The 13,748-nt window shown below is 36.2% G+C and carries 14 protein-coding genes and 2 pseudogenes; all 16 read left to right on the forward strand.

Going from position 1 to position 13,748, the window contains the following annotated elements; translation table 11 throughout:
- The first annotated feature begins 136 nt into the window (after positions 1-136).
- The 16 genes and pseudogenes from H1D32_RS20470 to topA all read left to right on the forward strand — a co-directional run bounded on the left by H1D32_RS20470 (position 137) and on the right by topA (position 13,737).
- On the forward strand, positions 137-364 hold the full coding sequence (locus H1D32_RS20470) for a KH domain-containing protein (RefSeq protein ID WP_261180247.1): 228 nt from the start codon (positions 137-139) through the stop codon (positions 362-364).
- A gap of 361 nt (positions 365-725) precedes the next feature.
- Positions 726-1,046: a YlqD family protein gene (locus tag H1D32_RS20475; RefSeq protein WP_261180248.1), complete on the forward strand. Its 321-nt coding sequence runs from the start codon at positions 726-728 to the stop codon at positions 1,044-1,046.
- Positions 1,030-1,548, forward strand: coding sequence for a ribosome maturation factor RimM (rimM, locus tag H1D32_RS20480; protein WP_261180071.1), 519 nt, complete (start codon positions 1,030-1,032; stop codon positions 1,546-1,548). Before H1D32_RS20475 ends, rimM begins: the two co-directional genes overlap by 17 nt.
- Positions 1,549-1,550: 2 nt before the next feature.
- Positions 1,551-2,288 carry a tRNA (guanosine(37)-N1)-methyltransferase TrmD gene (trmD, locus tag H1D32_RS20485; protein WP_261180072.1) on the forward strand — a complete coding sequence of 246 codons (738 nt, stop codon included), beginning with the start codon at positions 1,551-1,553 and terminating at the stop codon, positions 2,286-2,288.
- 133 nt (positions 2,289-2,421) lie between these two features.
- Complete coding sequence (rplS, locus tag H1D32_RS20490) at positions 2,422-2,766, forward strand: 50S ribosomal protein L19 (RefSeq protein WP_261180073.1); 345 nt, start codon at positions 2,422-2,424, stop codon at positions 2,764-2,766.
- Between the two features lie 194 nt (positions 2,767-2,960).
- Positions 2,961-3,512 (forward strand): signal peptidase I, encoded by a 552-nt coding sequence (gene lepB / locus H1D32_RS20495; RefSeq protein WP_261180074.1) that lies wholly within the window; start codon positions 2,961-2,963, stop codon positions 3,510-3,512.
- Positions 3,513-3,520: 8 nt separating this feature from the next.
- Entirely contained in the window at positions 3,521-4,366 is an 846-nt protein-coding gene (ylqF, locus tag H1D32_RS20500; protein WP_261180075.1) for a ribosome biogenesis GTPase YlqF, read from the forward strand.
- A 258-nt stretch (positions 4,367-4,624) separates the two neighbouring features.
- Positions 4,625-5,407 (forward strand): ribonuclease HII, encoded by a 783-nt coding sequence (locus tag H1D32_RS20505; protein WP_261180076.1) that lies wholly within the window; start codon positions 4,625-4,627, stop codon positions 5,405-5,407.
- Between the two features lie 105 nt (positions 5,408-5,512).
- Positions 5,513-7,156, forward strand: coding sequence for a hypothetical protein (locus tag H1D32_RS20510; RefSeq protein WP_261180077.1), 1,644 nt, complete (start codon positions 5,513-5,515; stop codon positions 7,154-7,156).
- Positions 7,153-7,425: an EscU/YscU/HrcU family type III secretion system export apparatus switch protein gene (locus H1D32_RS20515; RefSeq protein ID WP_261180078.1), complete on the forward strand. Its 273-nt coding sequence runs from the start codon at positions 7,153-7,155 to the stop codon at positions 7,423-7,425. The genes H1D32_RS20510 and H1D32_RS20515 overlap by 4 nt, the downstream gene beginning before the upstream one ends.
- 96 nt (positions 7,426-7,521) lie before the next feature.
- Positions 7,522-7,719: a hypothetical protein gene (locus tag H1D32_RS20520; RefSeq protein ID WP_261180079.1), complete on the forward strand. Its 198-nt coding sequence runs from the start codon at positions 7,522-7,524 to the stop codon at positions 7,717-7,719.
- A gap of 13 nt (positions 7,720-7,732) precedes the next feature.
- Complete coding sequence (locus H1D32_RS20525) at positions 7,733-7,936, forward strand: hypothetical protein (RefSeq protein ID WP_261180080.1); 204 nt, start codon at positions 7,733-7,735, stop codon at positions 7,934-7,936.
- 473 nt (positions 7,937-8,409) lie between these two features.
- Positions 8,410-9,569 (forward strand): annotated as a pseudogene (sucC, locus tag H1D32_RS20530) (ADP-forming succinate--CoA ligase subunit beta).
- A 17-nt stretch (positions 9,570-9,586) separates the two neighbouring features.
- A complete protein-coding gene (gene sucD, locus H1D32_RS20535) occupies positions 9,587-10,492 on the forward strand; it encodes a succinate--CoA ligase subunit alpha (RefSeq protein ID WP_261180081.1) in 906 nt (301 codons plus the stop codon).
- A gap of 248 nt (positions 10,493-10,740) precedes the next feature.
- Positions 10,741-11,459: pseudogene (dprA, locus tag H1D32_RS20540) on the forward strand (DNA-processing protein DprA).
- A 208-nt stretch (positions 11,460-11,667) separates the two neighbouring features.
- Complete coding sequence (topA, locus tag H1D32_RS20545) at positions 11,668-13,737, forward strand: type I DNA topoisomerase (RefSeq protein ID WP_261180082.1); 2,070 nt, start codon at positions 11,668-11,670, stop codon at positions 13,735-13,737.
- Positions 13,738-13,748: the final 11 nt, after the last annotated feature.

Here is a 13,748-nt window from a genome sequence, read left to right on the forward strand (position 1 = left end):
ACAGCTATAAAAAAACTAAGGCTTTAATCATGCAAATGGCTAGAGCCCAGTTTTTTTTGTAAAAACCTTGTTCGTACTCAGTGCAAACTTGGTTTTTCTATAACTACATACTATTTCGTAAGGGGTATGATAAATGATGAAAGAGTTAGTTGAGACAATTGCCAAAGCTCTTGTTGATCATCCCGATGACGTTCGTGTTACAGAGGTTGAGCATGAACAGTCCTTGACTTTACAGCTATCAGTCCATGCATCAGATATGGGGAAAGTTATTGGGAAGCAAGGACGAATTGCGAAAGCGATTCGCTCGGTTGTTTATGCAGCTGGTGCCAATCACAAAAAGCGTATCAATTTGGAAATACAATAAGAAAAGCTAAAGAGGCTAGCCTCTTTAGCGTAAAAAGGCTAGGGGGCAACCTCTGCCTTTTTTTACTAGTTAACAAAGTATAAACGTTTTTAATAGGTAATGTCTAACTTTAGCGAGGCTACTGCACTTCTAAATGGCCGCTTGCGCTTTTCTTAATACTCATGGCATTTTAGGCTCAATTATTATAAAATTGATAAAATATGGTAAAATCGTGTAGGGTATCGTTCCACTTAACTTAATACAGAACGGGGTGCATGATGAAGGTTATAAAAAAAGTAGTTGTTAAGCAAGTACTCACAGAAAATCGTAAACAATTGGTATTGGGAGATTTCGTGAAACAAAAAAAACAAGTGGAAAAGAGATAAAGCAATTAGAATTCCAATTACATAAAAAGCTTAAAGCAAGTAAAAACAACTATGAATACCAGAATGCCCTTAAGTCTTCGTTTAATAAAGAAATAAAAGAGCGGAATGATAAAGTTAAGATTATTGATTTTCAAATTGGTCAACTTGAAGAATTAGAAATTGGTACAGAAATCAAGGAACAAACGATCGATACTTTGCATGAGTTGAACGTTGGTGACGATTGGAATGTATTCATGGAGGGTACCGAGATTATTATTAAAGACGGTCTTGTAGCTGAAATTCGTGAAGGAGGTAAGACTAATGACAAAATATTTTAATGTAGGAAAGATTGTAAATACGCACGGGGTTAGAGGGGAAGTACGCGTTATTTCAAGTACTGATTTTGCTGATGAAAGATTTGCAGTTGGTTCAGTTCTTTATCTAGAACACAAAGATTTACAGGACAGGCGTCAATTAAAGGTTGCCAGTCATCGACAACATAAAAACTTTGACTTACTAACTTTTGAAAACCACCCTAATATTAATGATGTAGTCGCATATAAGGGTGGGACATTACAAGTAACCGAAAATCAACTTTCAGAATTAGAGGACGAAGAGTTCTATTATCATGAAATTATTGGATGTAATGTAGTAACTGAAGATGGCGAAGAGTTAGGGAAAGTGAAAGAAATTCTTGCAACTGGTGCAAAGGATGTCTGGGTTGTGCAGCGAAAAAATGGCGGAAAAGATCTCCTATTTCCTTACATAGAGCAAGTCGTTAAACAAGTAGACGTAAGAGAAAAGAAGGTTGTTATTCACCTCATGGATGGACTTGAATAAGTATGCGTTATGATGTCCTTACATTATTTCCAGAAATGTTTACGGGTGTGCTTGGGAATTCAATATTAAAAAAAGCGGAAGAAAAAAACCTTGTTTCTTACAATGTTGTTGATTTTCGTCAGTACTCTGAGGACAAGCATAACCGAGTAGATGATTATCCTTATGGTGGTGGTGGTGGGATGGTATTAACACCTCAACCTATTTTTGATGCAATTGAAGACCTTACGAAAGAAAGTACCTCTAATCAGCGGCGGATTATTTTGTTGTGTCCTCAAGGTGAGCGATATACCCAAAAAAAAGCAGAGGAATTTGCTCAAGCTGAACAACTAATTTTTATTTGTGGTCACTATGAAGGTTATGATGAAAGAATTCGGCAGCATTTGGTCACTGATGAAGTATCTATTGGCGACTATGTTTTAACAGGTGGCGAATTAGGCGCTATGGTGATTATCGATAGTGTCACACGACTATTAACAGGTGTACTTGGAAATGAAACTTCAGCTGTAACAGATTCTTTTAGTACAGGTTTATTAGAATATCCTCATTATACGAGACCTGTTGATTTTCGAGGCTTAAAAGTCCCCGAAGTATTGCTTTCAGGTCATCATAAAAATATTGAGGAATGGCGACACCAGGAAGCGATAAAGCGGACTTTAGAACGTAGACCAGATTTGCTTGAAGGGCGAAAACTTTCTAAACGTGAAAAAGAATGGTTAGAAGCATTTAAAGGGAATTTATAAAAAAATATAATTCTCTCCTTGTAACTGCCAGATGCTTGTGTTATTATATTCCTTGTGGCTTATGCCAGTATCAAGATGTTCCGCTGCAAAAAAATTGGAATGAGCATCTGTTAGGGAAGGAGGGAACGATACGATGAACAACATTATTCAAGAAGTAACTAAAGCGCAATTAAGATCTGATATCCCAGCTTTCCGTCCTGGAGACACTGTACGTGTACACGTAAAGGTTGTTGAGGGAACTCGCGAGCGTATTCAGGTGTATGAAGGAGTCGTGATTAAGCGTCGTGGTTCAGGTATTAGTGAAACTTTCACTGCACGTAAGGTATCTTATGGTGTAGGTGTTGAACGTACATTCCCATTACACTCGCCGAAGATCGATAAGATCGAAGTTATGCGTCGTGGTAAAGTACGTCGTGCTAAATTGTACTACTTACGCGCACTTCGTGGAAAAGCGGCCCGTATTAAAGAAATTCGATAATCAATTGTTAGTAAAAAAGGAGCTTGATTTTCAAGCTCCTTTTTTCAACAAGAAAAACGATATTAGGCTGTTTTGTATCAGTCTTGAAACATTTAAGGGTCTTTAGTGTATCTTTATTATTTTTGATTATTGTAAAGCAACAAAGGTTATGAAAAGAGCATTATTATAACATAGATGTACTGGGGGATAGAAACATGTCTAGTGTTAAAAGTGAGTCTTGGGAATGGTTAAAAGCCGTTTTTATTGCGCTATTTCTTGCGTTTGTTATACGATATTTTTTATTTGCTCCCATTGTTGTAGATGGCCAGTCAATGATGCCGACGTTACAAAATAATGATCGTTTAATTGTCAATAAAATTGGTTATACAATAGGTAAACCTGATCGTTTCGATATTGTTGTCTTTCACGCAACTGAGGAAAAAGATTATATTAAACGGGTGATTGGCTTACCTGGGGATTCAATTTATTATGAAAATGACATGTTATACATAAATGGTGAACTTGTTGAGGAACCTTATCTAGATGACTATAAAAAAAGTGCCTATAGCTTGCCATTTACTGGGGACTTTTCATTAAAAGACTATACTGGGCATGAATTCGTTCCAGAAGGGCACGTATTTGTCTTAGGGGATAATAGACAGCATAGTAAAGATAGTCGGCATATTGGTTTTATCCCGTACGATCGTGTTGTAGGAAGCGCTAATGTTGTGTTCTGGCCCTTTTCTGAAATTAGAATAGCAAAGTAGGTGTAGTGATGACGACGATACAATGGTTTCCTGGTCATATGGCCAAAGCCCGTCGTGAAGTAACTGAAAAACTAAAACAAATTGACGTAGTATTTGAATTAGTTGATGCAAGAGTACCTCTCTCATCAAGAAACCCGATGATAGATGAGTTAGTCAGTCATAAACCACGTCTTATCTTGCTCAATAAAGCAGATTTAGCAGATCCTGTTATTACAGAGCAGTGGAGTCGTTATTTTATCGGCCAAGGATTTAAAGTCATTTCGATTGATTCCCAAACTGGTAAAGGTACAGAAAAAATCCCGATTATCGCTAAAGAGCTTGCTGTTGATTTATTAGAAAAGCTCAAAGCAAAGGGAATGAAACCTAGGGCGATTCGTGCGTTAATTTTGGGTATTCCCAATGTGGGTAAGTCAACCTTAATCAATCGTTTAGCTAAAAAGAAGATTGCCAAAACTGGTGATAGACCAGGAATTACAAAAAAACAACAGTGGATTAAGGTTGGTAGCGAACTAGAGTTATTGGACACTCCTGGGATTCTTTGGCCAAAGTTTGAGGATCAAGTCGTTGGTTTCCGGTTAGCAGCTACTGGCGCAATAAAAGATGAAATTTTGGATTTTCAGGATGTTGCTGTCTTCTTGCTAAAATACTTAAAGGAAGAATATCCAAAGTATTTAATGGACCGATTTAAGTTAACAGAAATCAATGAAGATGTGATTGAATTATTCGATGCTATTGGGAGAAATCGTGGGTTATTAATGAGCGGAGGCTATATTGATTACGATAAAGCTGCAGAATTAATTCTTCGCGAATTCAGATCATGTAAAATCGGTAAAATTTCACTAGAAAAACCATAAAGGAAGGTACGCATGAAAAAGCGTACCTTTCTTTATTTTCGCTTTTTAGTATAATTAGAGATAGTCGTTTAAAGCCAAGCATTCTTTGTTACGCCCCAATAAGCAAAGAGAATATTTTTTAGAAAGACTGTTTTCTCAAGGCTCTTTACTAAAACATTGCTCCTGCGATTACTCGTCGCACAAAAACTTGTTGCTTTTTAACCTAATTAAAATCCAAAACGATTGTATTAAATTTTTATAGAATAGGTAGTGGAAGAATTGAAATTGTCTATTAAAGAAGTTGAAAACATCCTTAAAATGAATGAAGAAGTTTCAGAGGACCTCTTGTTCACAATAAAAAGTGATGATAGAAAAGGAGTTCAAAAAGCGTTTTCTAAATGGTTATCTCAAAAAGAGAAGCAGGAGCAACTAGAGACACAATTCGAAGAAATGCTATATTATGAGCGAAAAGCATGGGAACAGGGACTTCGCTACATAGCAGGCATAGATGAGGTAGGAAGAGGACCCTTAGCGGGGCCAGTCATCGCTGCGGCGGTTATCTTACCGGAGAAGTTTCGTTTAATGGGTCTTACTGATTCTAAAAAAGTTTCAAAAAAGAATCGTGAAGAGTTTTATGAAGTTATCTATTCAGAAGCTATTTCTATCGGTATCGGTGTGGTGCCTGCAGAAGAAATAGATCGAATTAATATTTATGAAGCTACTAAGCTAGCGATGTTAAAAGCGCTTGACGAACTTAATATCCCACCTGAGCATTTACTAATTGATGCGATGAAGCTACCAACTAACTACACCCAAACATCGATTATCAAAGGCGACAGTAAGAGTGTCTCAATTGCGGCTAGTTCGATCATTGCAAAAGTAACTAGAGATCACTATATGGAAAAGCTCGGTCAACAATACCCTCAATATGGGTTTGAGAATCATATGGGCTATGGGACTAAAGAGCATTTAGCAGCCATTGATGAGTTTGGACTATTGTCTGAACACCGTAAATCATTTGCTCCTATTCGTGAACGCAGTATTACTAATCGATTATTCTAAGAAACCAGTCCCGGTTTGATAAACCATTGATCTAAATGAAACAGCTATAATCTTATTAGTTATTAACACTATCAAAAGTAAAATATCTAAGGTGGTGGTATGGTTTTGTTCCAAACGAATTATGTGAATACCTTGCTTAAGGGATTGGATCCATTTCATCAAAAATCATTATTACTTAGACCAGGGCAGTTCATCAACGGTGAAATTGTAAAGATATATCCAGGTCAATTAGCTTCTATAAGATTGAGAGGCGTGACTTTAACTGCAAAATTAGAAGCTTCGTTAATTGCCGGAAGTCGCTATTGGTTTCAAGTGCAACCTAAAGAAGGGCTACCTGTCCTAAAGGTTTTTGGTGATGGTGTAGGAGATGATAAAATCCCCCAGCAACTAAGCCTAAATTCAAAACTAAATGAGCGAGTAGTAAAATCCTTAGTACAGGCGGATCTTCCTTTTACTAGGGATCAGGTTGTGCGTGGAGCTGAAATGTTACAAAGTGTTGGTATGGCTGATGAACAAGGCTTATCCATATTACGTCTTCTTGTTAAGAAAAATTTACCTATTACACCTGCAACTACTAAGGCATTGCATAGTATGTCAATTGGTCAAGGATTTGCAGCTCATTTGGATGAGCTTTTGTACTTACTAAAGTCAGAAAAAATAAAAGAACCGTTATTAGTTCAGGTTCAGCAAGTACTTGAGACCATTACGACAAAGGGAAATATTAAGGTAGATCAACATATCATTCTCGATTTATTAAGGACGTATATAAAAGACGATACCAAAGCAGTTCAATCCGAAGAGGCGCGGTTATTGCTTCAAAAATTAGGAATTATTGAACAGCAATCTCCAAAAGAAGTAGTAGCTCAATTTAAGGAGACGATAACAAAAACTGACGAAGCTCATTTAAAGCAAATTTGGCCTATACTAGTAAGAGAACAAATCTTATTACAACTAACTAATGGTAAAATCGACGATTTACTTACAAAAGTAGTACTAGAAAAGAACGAAGATGGAGAACGGACATTGCAACAGCTGCTCTCATTGTTTAACGCAAAAGGAGATAAATCCTTGCTGAGTTCTGTTTTTCAACAAGAAGAAACGGTAGGAAAACAACTTACTTCTATTATTCAACAGATTGGTTTTCAGCATGAACGTAATGCTAGGCAATTCTTCTTATTTAAAGATCAAAATAGCGAAACCTTTTTGACACAACTAAAGGCTCTCTTAATTAAATCACAACAAATACAGTTACCATCAAGTATTGAAAGTAAAATTGAAGCTATTATAAATCAAATTACAGGACAGCAATTGCTGTCGATTAACCAAGAAGGTCCGATGGTACATCAGTCAGTAATGATACCATTAAAATTATTCGGCGAGACTACAGATTTAACCATTCAATGGGAAGGAAAGAAAGAACAAGATGGGAAGTTCAATCCTGATCATTGTCGAATATTATTCTATTTACATCTTAGGAAAATAAAAGATACTGTCATTGATGTGCAGATTCAAAAACGGATTGTATCTCTGCAAATTTATAATGAGTTTGATAAACCTGAAGCTTTAATTAATGTCTTCCTACCTTACTTAAAAAAATCATTAACCAAGCTGAATTATCAGATTTCTTCACTAAAGTGGACCCAACCTAAACAAAGCCAAAAAAACAATAATAAAAGCAATCCAGTATCGCCAGTAAACCGCTTATATCAACCACATCGACAATATCAAGGAGTTGATATCCGAATATGAAGGAAGAGTCTAAAAAGAAGCATGCAGTGGCACTGTCATATACGTCTACCATTGACCGTGCTCCAAAGGTTTTGGCCAAAGGAAAAGGCTTTATAGCTGAGGAGCTAATTAAAGAAGCCCTTCAACATAACATTCCTATTCAACAAGACGCTAGTCTTGTAGGACTACTAAGTCAATTAGAAATCAATGAAGCCATTCCTCAAGAATTGTATGAAGTTGTTGCTGAAATTTTTGCTTTTATTTACCGGGTTGATAAACATCATGAATAAAATAGTTGAAAAAATACAAACACCAATCGTAAAACTATGCACTTTGGGAATGCTATACCTAAAATGTAGTAGTTCATCGAAAGAGGTGTTTTTTCTATGGAGATATTTCACTTGCAACATTACTTACACCACTTTTCAAGTGAGGAAATTGCCGAAGAGTTTGGAATCGCGCGTCCGGTAGTTGAAAAAGAAATCATCACAGCAATTGGAAAAAGTCAAAAAGCTAGTAAAGAGGGTGAAGAGAGTGAAAAAAGAAAGAAACTTCAATCCAAACCCACCCACTCCTCTCGATAATTGGAGTGTTGAGTTGGATCCAGCAATTATGTCAGGGGATCATTGGGCTCAAGAAGAGAACTCCCCATTAGAACAGTTGAATTTCTGGGAAAATGGCGATTGTGAGGAAGTAAGCACAAAAAAAGAACATCCCTATCAAATGTTTATGCATCCAACGATGAATGTTAGTTATGGAAACATTAAAAGAGACACAGAAAAGAAAGATAAAAATAAGTGATCGATAAAAAGTTGATCGCAAAAGTAGTCATAAAAAAGCAGATAGCACCAAATCTGCTTTTTTGTTTCGTAAACTTATAATTCTAAAATAAATTGTTAGAAACTCTAACTTTCCATGTAAATCAAGAAATGCATTGGTTAACAATCGATATTATTAATTAAAAGCAACAATTAATTTAGTGCCACGAGTAATTGCAGGAGTAAGGTTCACGAAAAGAAGTTAAAACAAAAACAAGTTGAACGGATAGTTAATTAGTGCACACTACTAATTTCTAATGTATAATAAAATTGCAATGCTATTTTATTAAAATTTTCGTAACTTTTCAAAAAAGTAAAGGATTTTTTGATAGTAGTGTTGAATAAAATAAGTTGTGAGTAATCTAAGTATAATTAGATTATTTGTTTCTCATACCAACTGAGCGTTTAGTCGATGAGAAACACTATTATGAATTGCATTTGATAGGAGGATGGACGATGAATATCCACGAGTATCAAGGTAAAGAAATCCTGCGAAAGTACGGTGTAAGCGTACCAAACGGGAAAGTTGCATTTACAGTTGATGAAGCAGTTGAAGCTGCTAAAGAGCTTGGTTCAAATGTTACTGTTGTAAAGGCACAAATCCATGCAGGTGGAAGAGGAAAAGCAGGTGGAGTTAAGGTTGCCAAAGGTCTTGATGAGGTACGTACATACGCTAGCGAAATTTTAGGTAAAACGTTAGTTACTCACCAAACAGGTCCTCAAGGTAAAGAAGTTAAGCGTTTACTTATCGAAGAAGGCTGTGACATTAAAAAAGAGTATTACATAGGATTAGTGCTAGACCGTGCTACTTCTCGTGTTGTAATGATGGCTTCTGAAGAAGGTGGAACTGAAATTGAGGAAGTTGCTGAAAAAACACCTGAGAAGATATTTAAAGAAGTAGTAGATCCGGTTGTAGGATTACAAGGGTTCCAAGCAAGAAGATTAGCTTTTAATATAAATATCCCTAAAGAACTAGTTGGTCAAGCTGTAAAGTTTATGATGGGTCTTTATACTGTATTTGTTGATAAAGATTGTTCAATTGCAGAAATTAATCCATTAGTTACAACAGGTGACGGCCGTGTCATGGCATTAGATGCAAAGTTTAATTTTGATTCAAATGCGCTTTATCGACATAAGGATATTGTCGAATATCGCGATTTAGATGAAGAGGATGCTAAAGAAATCGAAGCATCAAAATATGACTTAAGTTACATCTCTTTAGAAGGTAATATCGGCTGTATGGTTAATGGTGCAGGTCTTGCTATGGCTACGATGGACATCATTAAGCATTACAGTGGTGATCCGGCTAACTTCCTTGATGTAGGGGGCGGTGCTACTGCTGAGAAAGTTACAGAAGCATTCAAAATCATTCTTTCTGATGAAAATGTTAAAGGAATCTTCGTTAATATTTTGGCGGAATTATGAAATGTGATGTAATTGCTGAAGGTGTAGTTGAAGCAACGAAGCAAGTAGGCTTAAGCTTGCCATTAGTAGTTCGTCTTGAAGGCACAAATGTTGAATTAGGAAAGAAAATTTTAGATGAATCTGGATTAAATATTACTTCTGCTGATTCGATGGCTGATGGGGCAGAAAAGATCGTATCTCTAGTGAAATAGAAGGGCGGGAGAAGAATATGAGTATCCTAATAAATAAAGATACAAAAGTAATCGTACAAGGAATTACAGGAGCAACAGGACTTTTTCATACAAAACAGGCAGTAGAGTACGGAACAAATATTGTCGGTGGTGTTACACCAGGTAAAGGTGGAACTGAAATCGAAGGAATTCCAGTGTTTAATACAGTCGAAGATGCTGTAAAAGCTACTGGTGCAAATGCATCTGTTGTTTATGTACCGCCAGCATTTGCCGCTGACGCAATTATGGAGGCTGTAGATGCAAATTTAGACTTAGTTATTTGTATCACTGAAGGTATTCCAGTGTTAGATATGGTAAAGGTTAAGCGTTATATGGAAGGTAAGGAAACACGCTTAATTGGACCAAACTGTCCTGGAGTAATTACTCCTGAAGAATGTAAAATTGGTATTATGCCTGGTTACATTCATAAAAAAGGACACGTAGGTGTTGTTTCTCGTTCAGGGACGCTAACATACGAAGCGGTTCATCAGTTATCAACTAGAGGAATTGGTCAATCAACTGCTGTTGGTATTGGTGGAGACCCAGTGAATGGCACGAACTTTATTGATGTATTAAATTTATTTAATGAAGATGAAGATACGTACGCTGTAATTATGATTGGTGAAATCGGCGGAACAGCTGAAGAAGAAGCTGCTGAATGGATTAAAGCTAATATGAAAAAGCCTGTTGTAGGCTTTATTGGTGGTCAAACTGCACCTCCAGGAAAAAGGATGGGGCATGCTGGTGCGATAATTTCAGGAGGTAAGGGGACTGCAGCTGAAAAGATTAAAACTCTTGAGAGTTGTGGTGTGAAAGTAGCTCCAACACCTGCTGTTATGGGCGAAACATTAGTAGCAGCTTTAGTAGAAAACAACTTGTTAGAAAAATGTATCACTCATAAGTAATAATTATTGGCGGCTCCTAAGGGGGTCGTCTATTTTTTTTAGGATTAAGGCTATATTATTTTGCTGAAATTGTTAGGATACTTCATACTGACGAAGGAGAAATGAAGATGAATAAAAGAGAGAGACTTATCCTATTACATGGGTGTAGAGGTGTCACCTGGGTATTACTAAAGAAATTCTTAGAATTTGATCCAACACTAAAGAAAGTAATTAATTTAGAAAAAGAGGAACTTAGGCAGCGTTTCTCTATGAAATCCAATCAAATTGATCATTTTTTAGAAGATCTAAAAAGTTTGGAACATATTGTTGAATATTATCGGAAGAATCAAATTGAAGTAGTTACTATTTTCGACAAATGCTACCCATATTTATTGAAACAAATCTATGATCCTCCATGGGTTTTATATTGTAAAGGCGATTTATCTCTTTTTTTAGAACAAGATAAACTTAGTGTTATTGGAACGAGAGATCCATCTCGTAATGGACTAGTAAGCTTAGAGAAAATTTTATCACCATTAATACAAGCAAATTGGATTATTGTAAGTGGCTTGGCTGTCGGAATTGATGGGAGAGCGCACATGCTTACCATAGAAAAAGGTGGTCGAACGATCGCTGTATTAGGGTCAGGTTTTAATTATATTTACCCCCAATGTCACCAAAAACTAGCCTCAAAAATTGCAAAAGATCATTTGCTTATTTCTGAATTCCCCCAAATCGACAACCACAAAAGTGGAACTTTCCAATGAGAAATCGAATTATTAGCGGTCTAACAAAGGGTACTTTAATTGTTGAAGCGAAATCTAGAAGTGGCTCTTTAATAACTGCAGACCTTGCCTTACAACAAGGAAGAGAAATATTTGCTGTACCTGGTTCTATATTAGATGAACAAACAGAAGGAACGCATTGGTTAATACAGCAAGGAGCAAAGTTGACAAAATGTAGTAATGATGTTTTAAATGAACTGTAACAGAGTATAATAACAGTAAAATGTGTAAAAAAATTAAAATGATTAAAATTTTTCTAAAATTGGAAAAAAGTGATATTACGAACGTTTTTGCCAATTTTTAAAGTGTAAATTTGAGAAGTATTCATAATTTTGTTTGACAAATAGCAAAATAGTGGTTAATAATAGGGAAGATTTTAAAAATACCTCTTAAAGGGGGAGGAAACATAAAATGGCAGATTACTTAGTGATCGTTGAATCTCCCGCTAAAGCAAAAACAATTGGAAAGTATTTAGGGAAAAAATACATTGTTAAAGCTTCAATGGGACATGTCATTGATCTACCGAAAAGTCAAATGGGTGTAGATATTGAAGATAATTATCATCCTAAATATATTACGATCCGTGGCAAAGGGCCGATCTTGAAGGATTTAAAAGCAGCTGCAAAGAAAGTTAAGAAAATTTACTTAGCAGCTGACCCTGACCGCGAAGGAGAAGCAATTGCTTGGCACTTAGCACACAGTTTAAAAATTGATGAAAAATCAGACTGTCGAGTAGTTTTCAACGAAATAACAAAACAAGCAATAAAAGATGCTTTTAAGACCCCAAGACCAATAAACATGGATTTAGTTGATGCACAACAAGCAAGACGAGTTCTTGACCGTCTCGTTGGGTACAATATAAGTCCTTTATTATGGAAGAAAGTAAAAAAAGGTTTAAGTGCTGGTAGGGTTCAATCTGTTGCCGTCAAAATGATTATCGACAGAGAGCGAGAAGTACAATCGTTCATACCAGAAGAATATTGGTCAATTGTCGCGAACTTTAATACTGAAAAAGAAAGCTTCGAAGCAAAGTTTTATGGCGTAGATGACAAAAAGACGGAATTGAAATCTGAAGAAGACGTTCAAAATATTTTAGGGAAACTTCAGAATTCGTATGTCGTTGAAAGTGTGAAGAAAAAAGAAAGAAAACGAAACCCGGTATTGCCATTTACGACATCTTCGTTACAGCAAGAGGCTGCAAGAAAATTAAATTTTCGAGCAAAGAAAACGATGATGATTGCCCAACAACTCTATGAAGGAATTGATATTGGTAAAGAAGGTACTGTTGGTTTAATTACATATATGAGAACAGATTCAACGAGAGTTTCCGAAGTCGCTCAGCAAGAAGCGAGTGAATATATTCAAACTCATTACGGGGCAGATTACCTTGCTACTGATAAAAAGCAAGCAAAAAAAGATAAAAAATCTCAAGATGCTCATGAAGCTATCCGGCCAACATCAATCTTTAAAGACCCGAAATTTTTAAAGAACTATTTGAGTAGGGACCAGCTACGTCTATATAAACTTATCTGGGAACGCTTACTAGCTAGTCAAATGGCACCAGCTATTATGGATACTATGAGTGTTGATATTATTAACAATGGTGTTATTTTTAGAGCTACAGGTTCAAAAATTAAATTTCCTGGTTTTATGAAAGTATATATTGAAGGAAATGATGATGGAAAAAAAGAAGAAGATCGTCTATTACCACATTTAGAGGAAGGTATGTCAGTTTCAAAAGAAGCGATTGAGCCTAATCAACACTTTACTCAGCCGCCTCCTCGTTATACCGAAGCTAGATTAGTTAAAACTCTAGAAGAGCTTGGAATAGGTAGACCTTCGACATTTGCACCAACATTAGATACGATCCAACGCCGTGGCTATGTGGCCCTTGAGGACAAACGGTTTATTCCAACCGAATTAGGTGAAATCGTTCTTCAGTTGATTAATGAATTTTTCCCGGAGATATTAGATGTTGAATTTACGGCAAAAATGGAAAGTGATCTTGATGCTATTGAAGAAGGACAGACAAAATGGATCAGCATTATCGATCATTTTTATAAAGGATTTGAAAAAAATCTAAAAATAGCTGAAGAAGAAATGAAAGAAGTCGAAATCAAAGATGAACCTGCTGGGGAAGATTGTGAGCACTGTGGTCATGGAATGGTCTATAAAATGGGACGATACGGCAAGTTTATGGCCTGCTCTAACTTTCCAGATTGTCGCAACACAAAAGCTATAGTCAAAGATATAGGCGTGAAATGTCCGAGTTGTAACGAAGGTAATATTGTCGAGAGAAAAAGTAAAAAACGCCGAACATTTTTCGGATGTGATCGGTATCCAAGCTGTGAATTTATCTCTTGGGATAAGCCAATTGCTAGACCATGTCCAAAGTGTAATGAAATGTTGGTTGAGAAGAAAACCAAAAAAGGTGTTAACGTACAATGTACAAAATGTGATTACGAAGAAGAAACAAATTAAAACTTTTTTGA

The organism is Anaerobacillus sp. CMMVII, from assembly GCF_025377685.1.
In the GTDB taxonomy this organism is placed as follows: domain Bacteria; phylum Bacillota; class Bacilli; order Bacillales; family Anaerobacillaceae; genus Anaerobacillus.

What these genes read in the sequence shown, in the direction of transcription:
- H1D32_RS20470 (WP_261180247.1), top strand. Translation starts at nt 137, where the DNA reads ATGAAAGAGTTAGTTGAGACAATTGCCAAAGCTCTTGTTGATCATCCC.
- rimM (WP_261180071.1), top strand. Translation starts at nt 1,030, where the DNA reads ATGACAAAATATTTTAATGTAGGAAAGATTGTAAATACGCACGGGGTT.
- trmD (WP_261180072.1), top strand. Translation starts at nt 1,551, where the DNA reads ATGCGTTATGATGTCCTTACATTATTTCCAGAAATGTTTACGGGTGTG.
- rplS (WP_261180073.1), top strand. Translation starts at nt 2,422, where the DNA reads ATGAACAACATTATTCAAGAAGTAACTAAAGCGCAATTAAGATCTGAT.
- lepB (WP_261180074.1), top strand. Translation starts at nt 2,961, where the DNA reads ATGTCTAGTGTTAAAAGTGAGTCTTGGGAATGGTTAAAAGCCGTTTTT.
- ylqF (WP_261180075.1), top strand. Translation starts at nt 3,521, where the DNA reads ATGACGACGATACAATGGTTTCCTGGTCATATGGCCAAAGCCCGTCGT.
- H1D32_RS20515 (WP_261180078.1), top strand. Translation starts at nt 7,153, where the DNA reads ATGAAGGAAGAGTCTAAAAAGAAGCATGCAGTGGCACTGTCATATACG.
- H1D32_RS20520 (WP_261180079.1), top strand. Translation starts at nt 7,522, where the DNA reads ATGGAGATATTTCACTTGCAACATTACTTACACCACTTTTCAAGTGAG.
- sucD (WP_261180081.1), top strand. Translation starts at nt 9,587, where the DNA reads ATGAGTATCCTAATAAATAAAGATACAAAAGTAATCGTACAAGGAATT.
- topA (WP_261180082.1), top strand. Translation starts at nt 11,668, where the DNA reads ATGGCAGATTACTTAGTGATCGTTGAATCTCCCGCTAAAGCAAAAACA.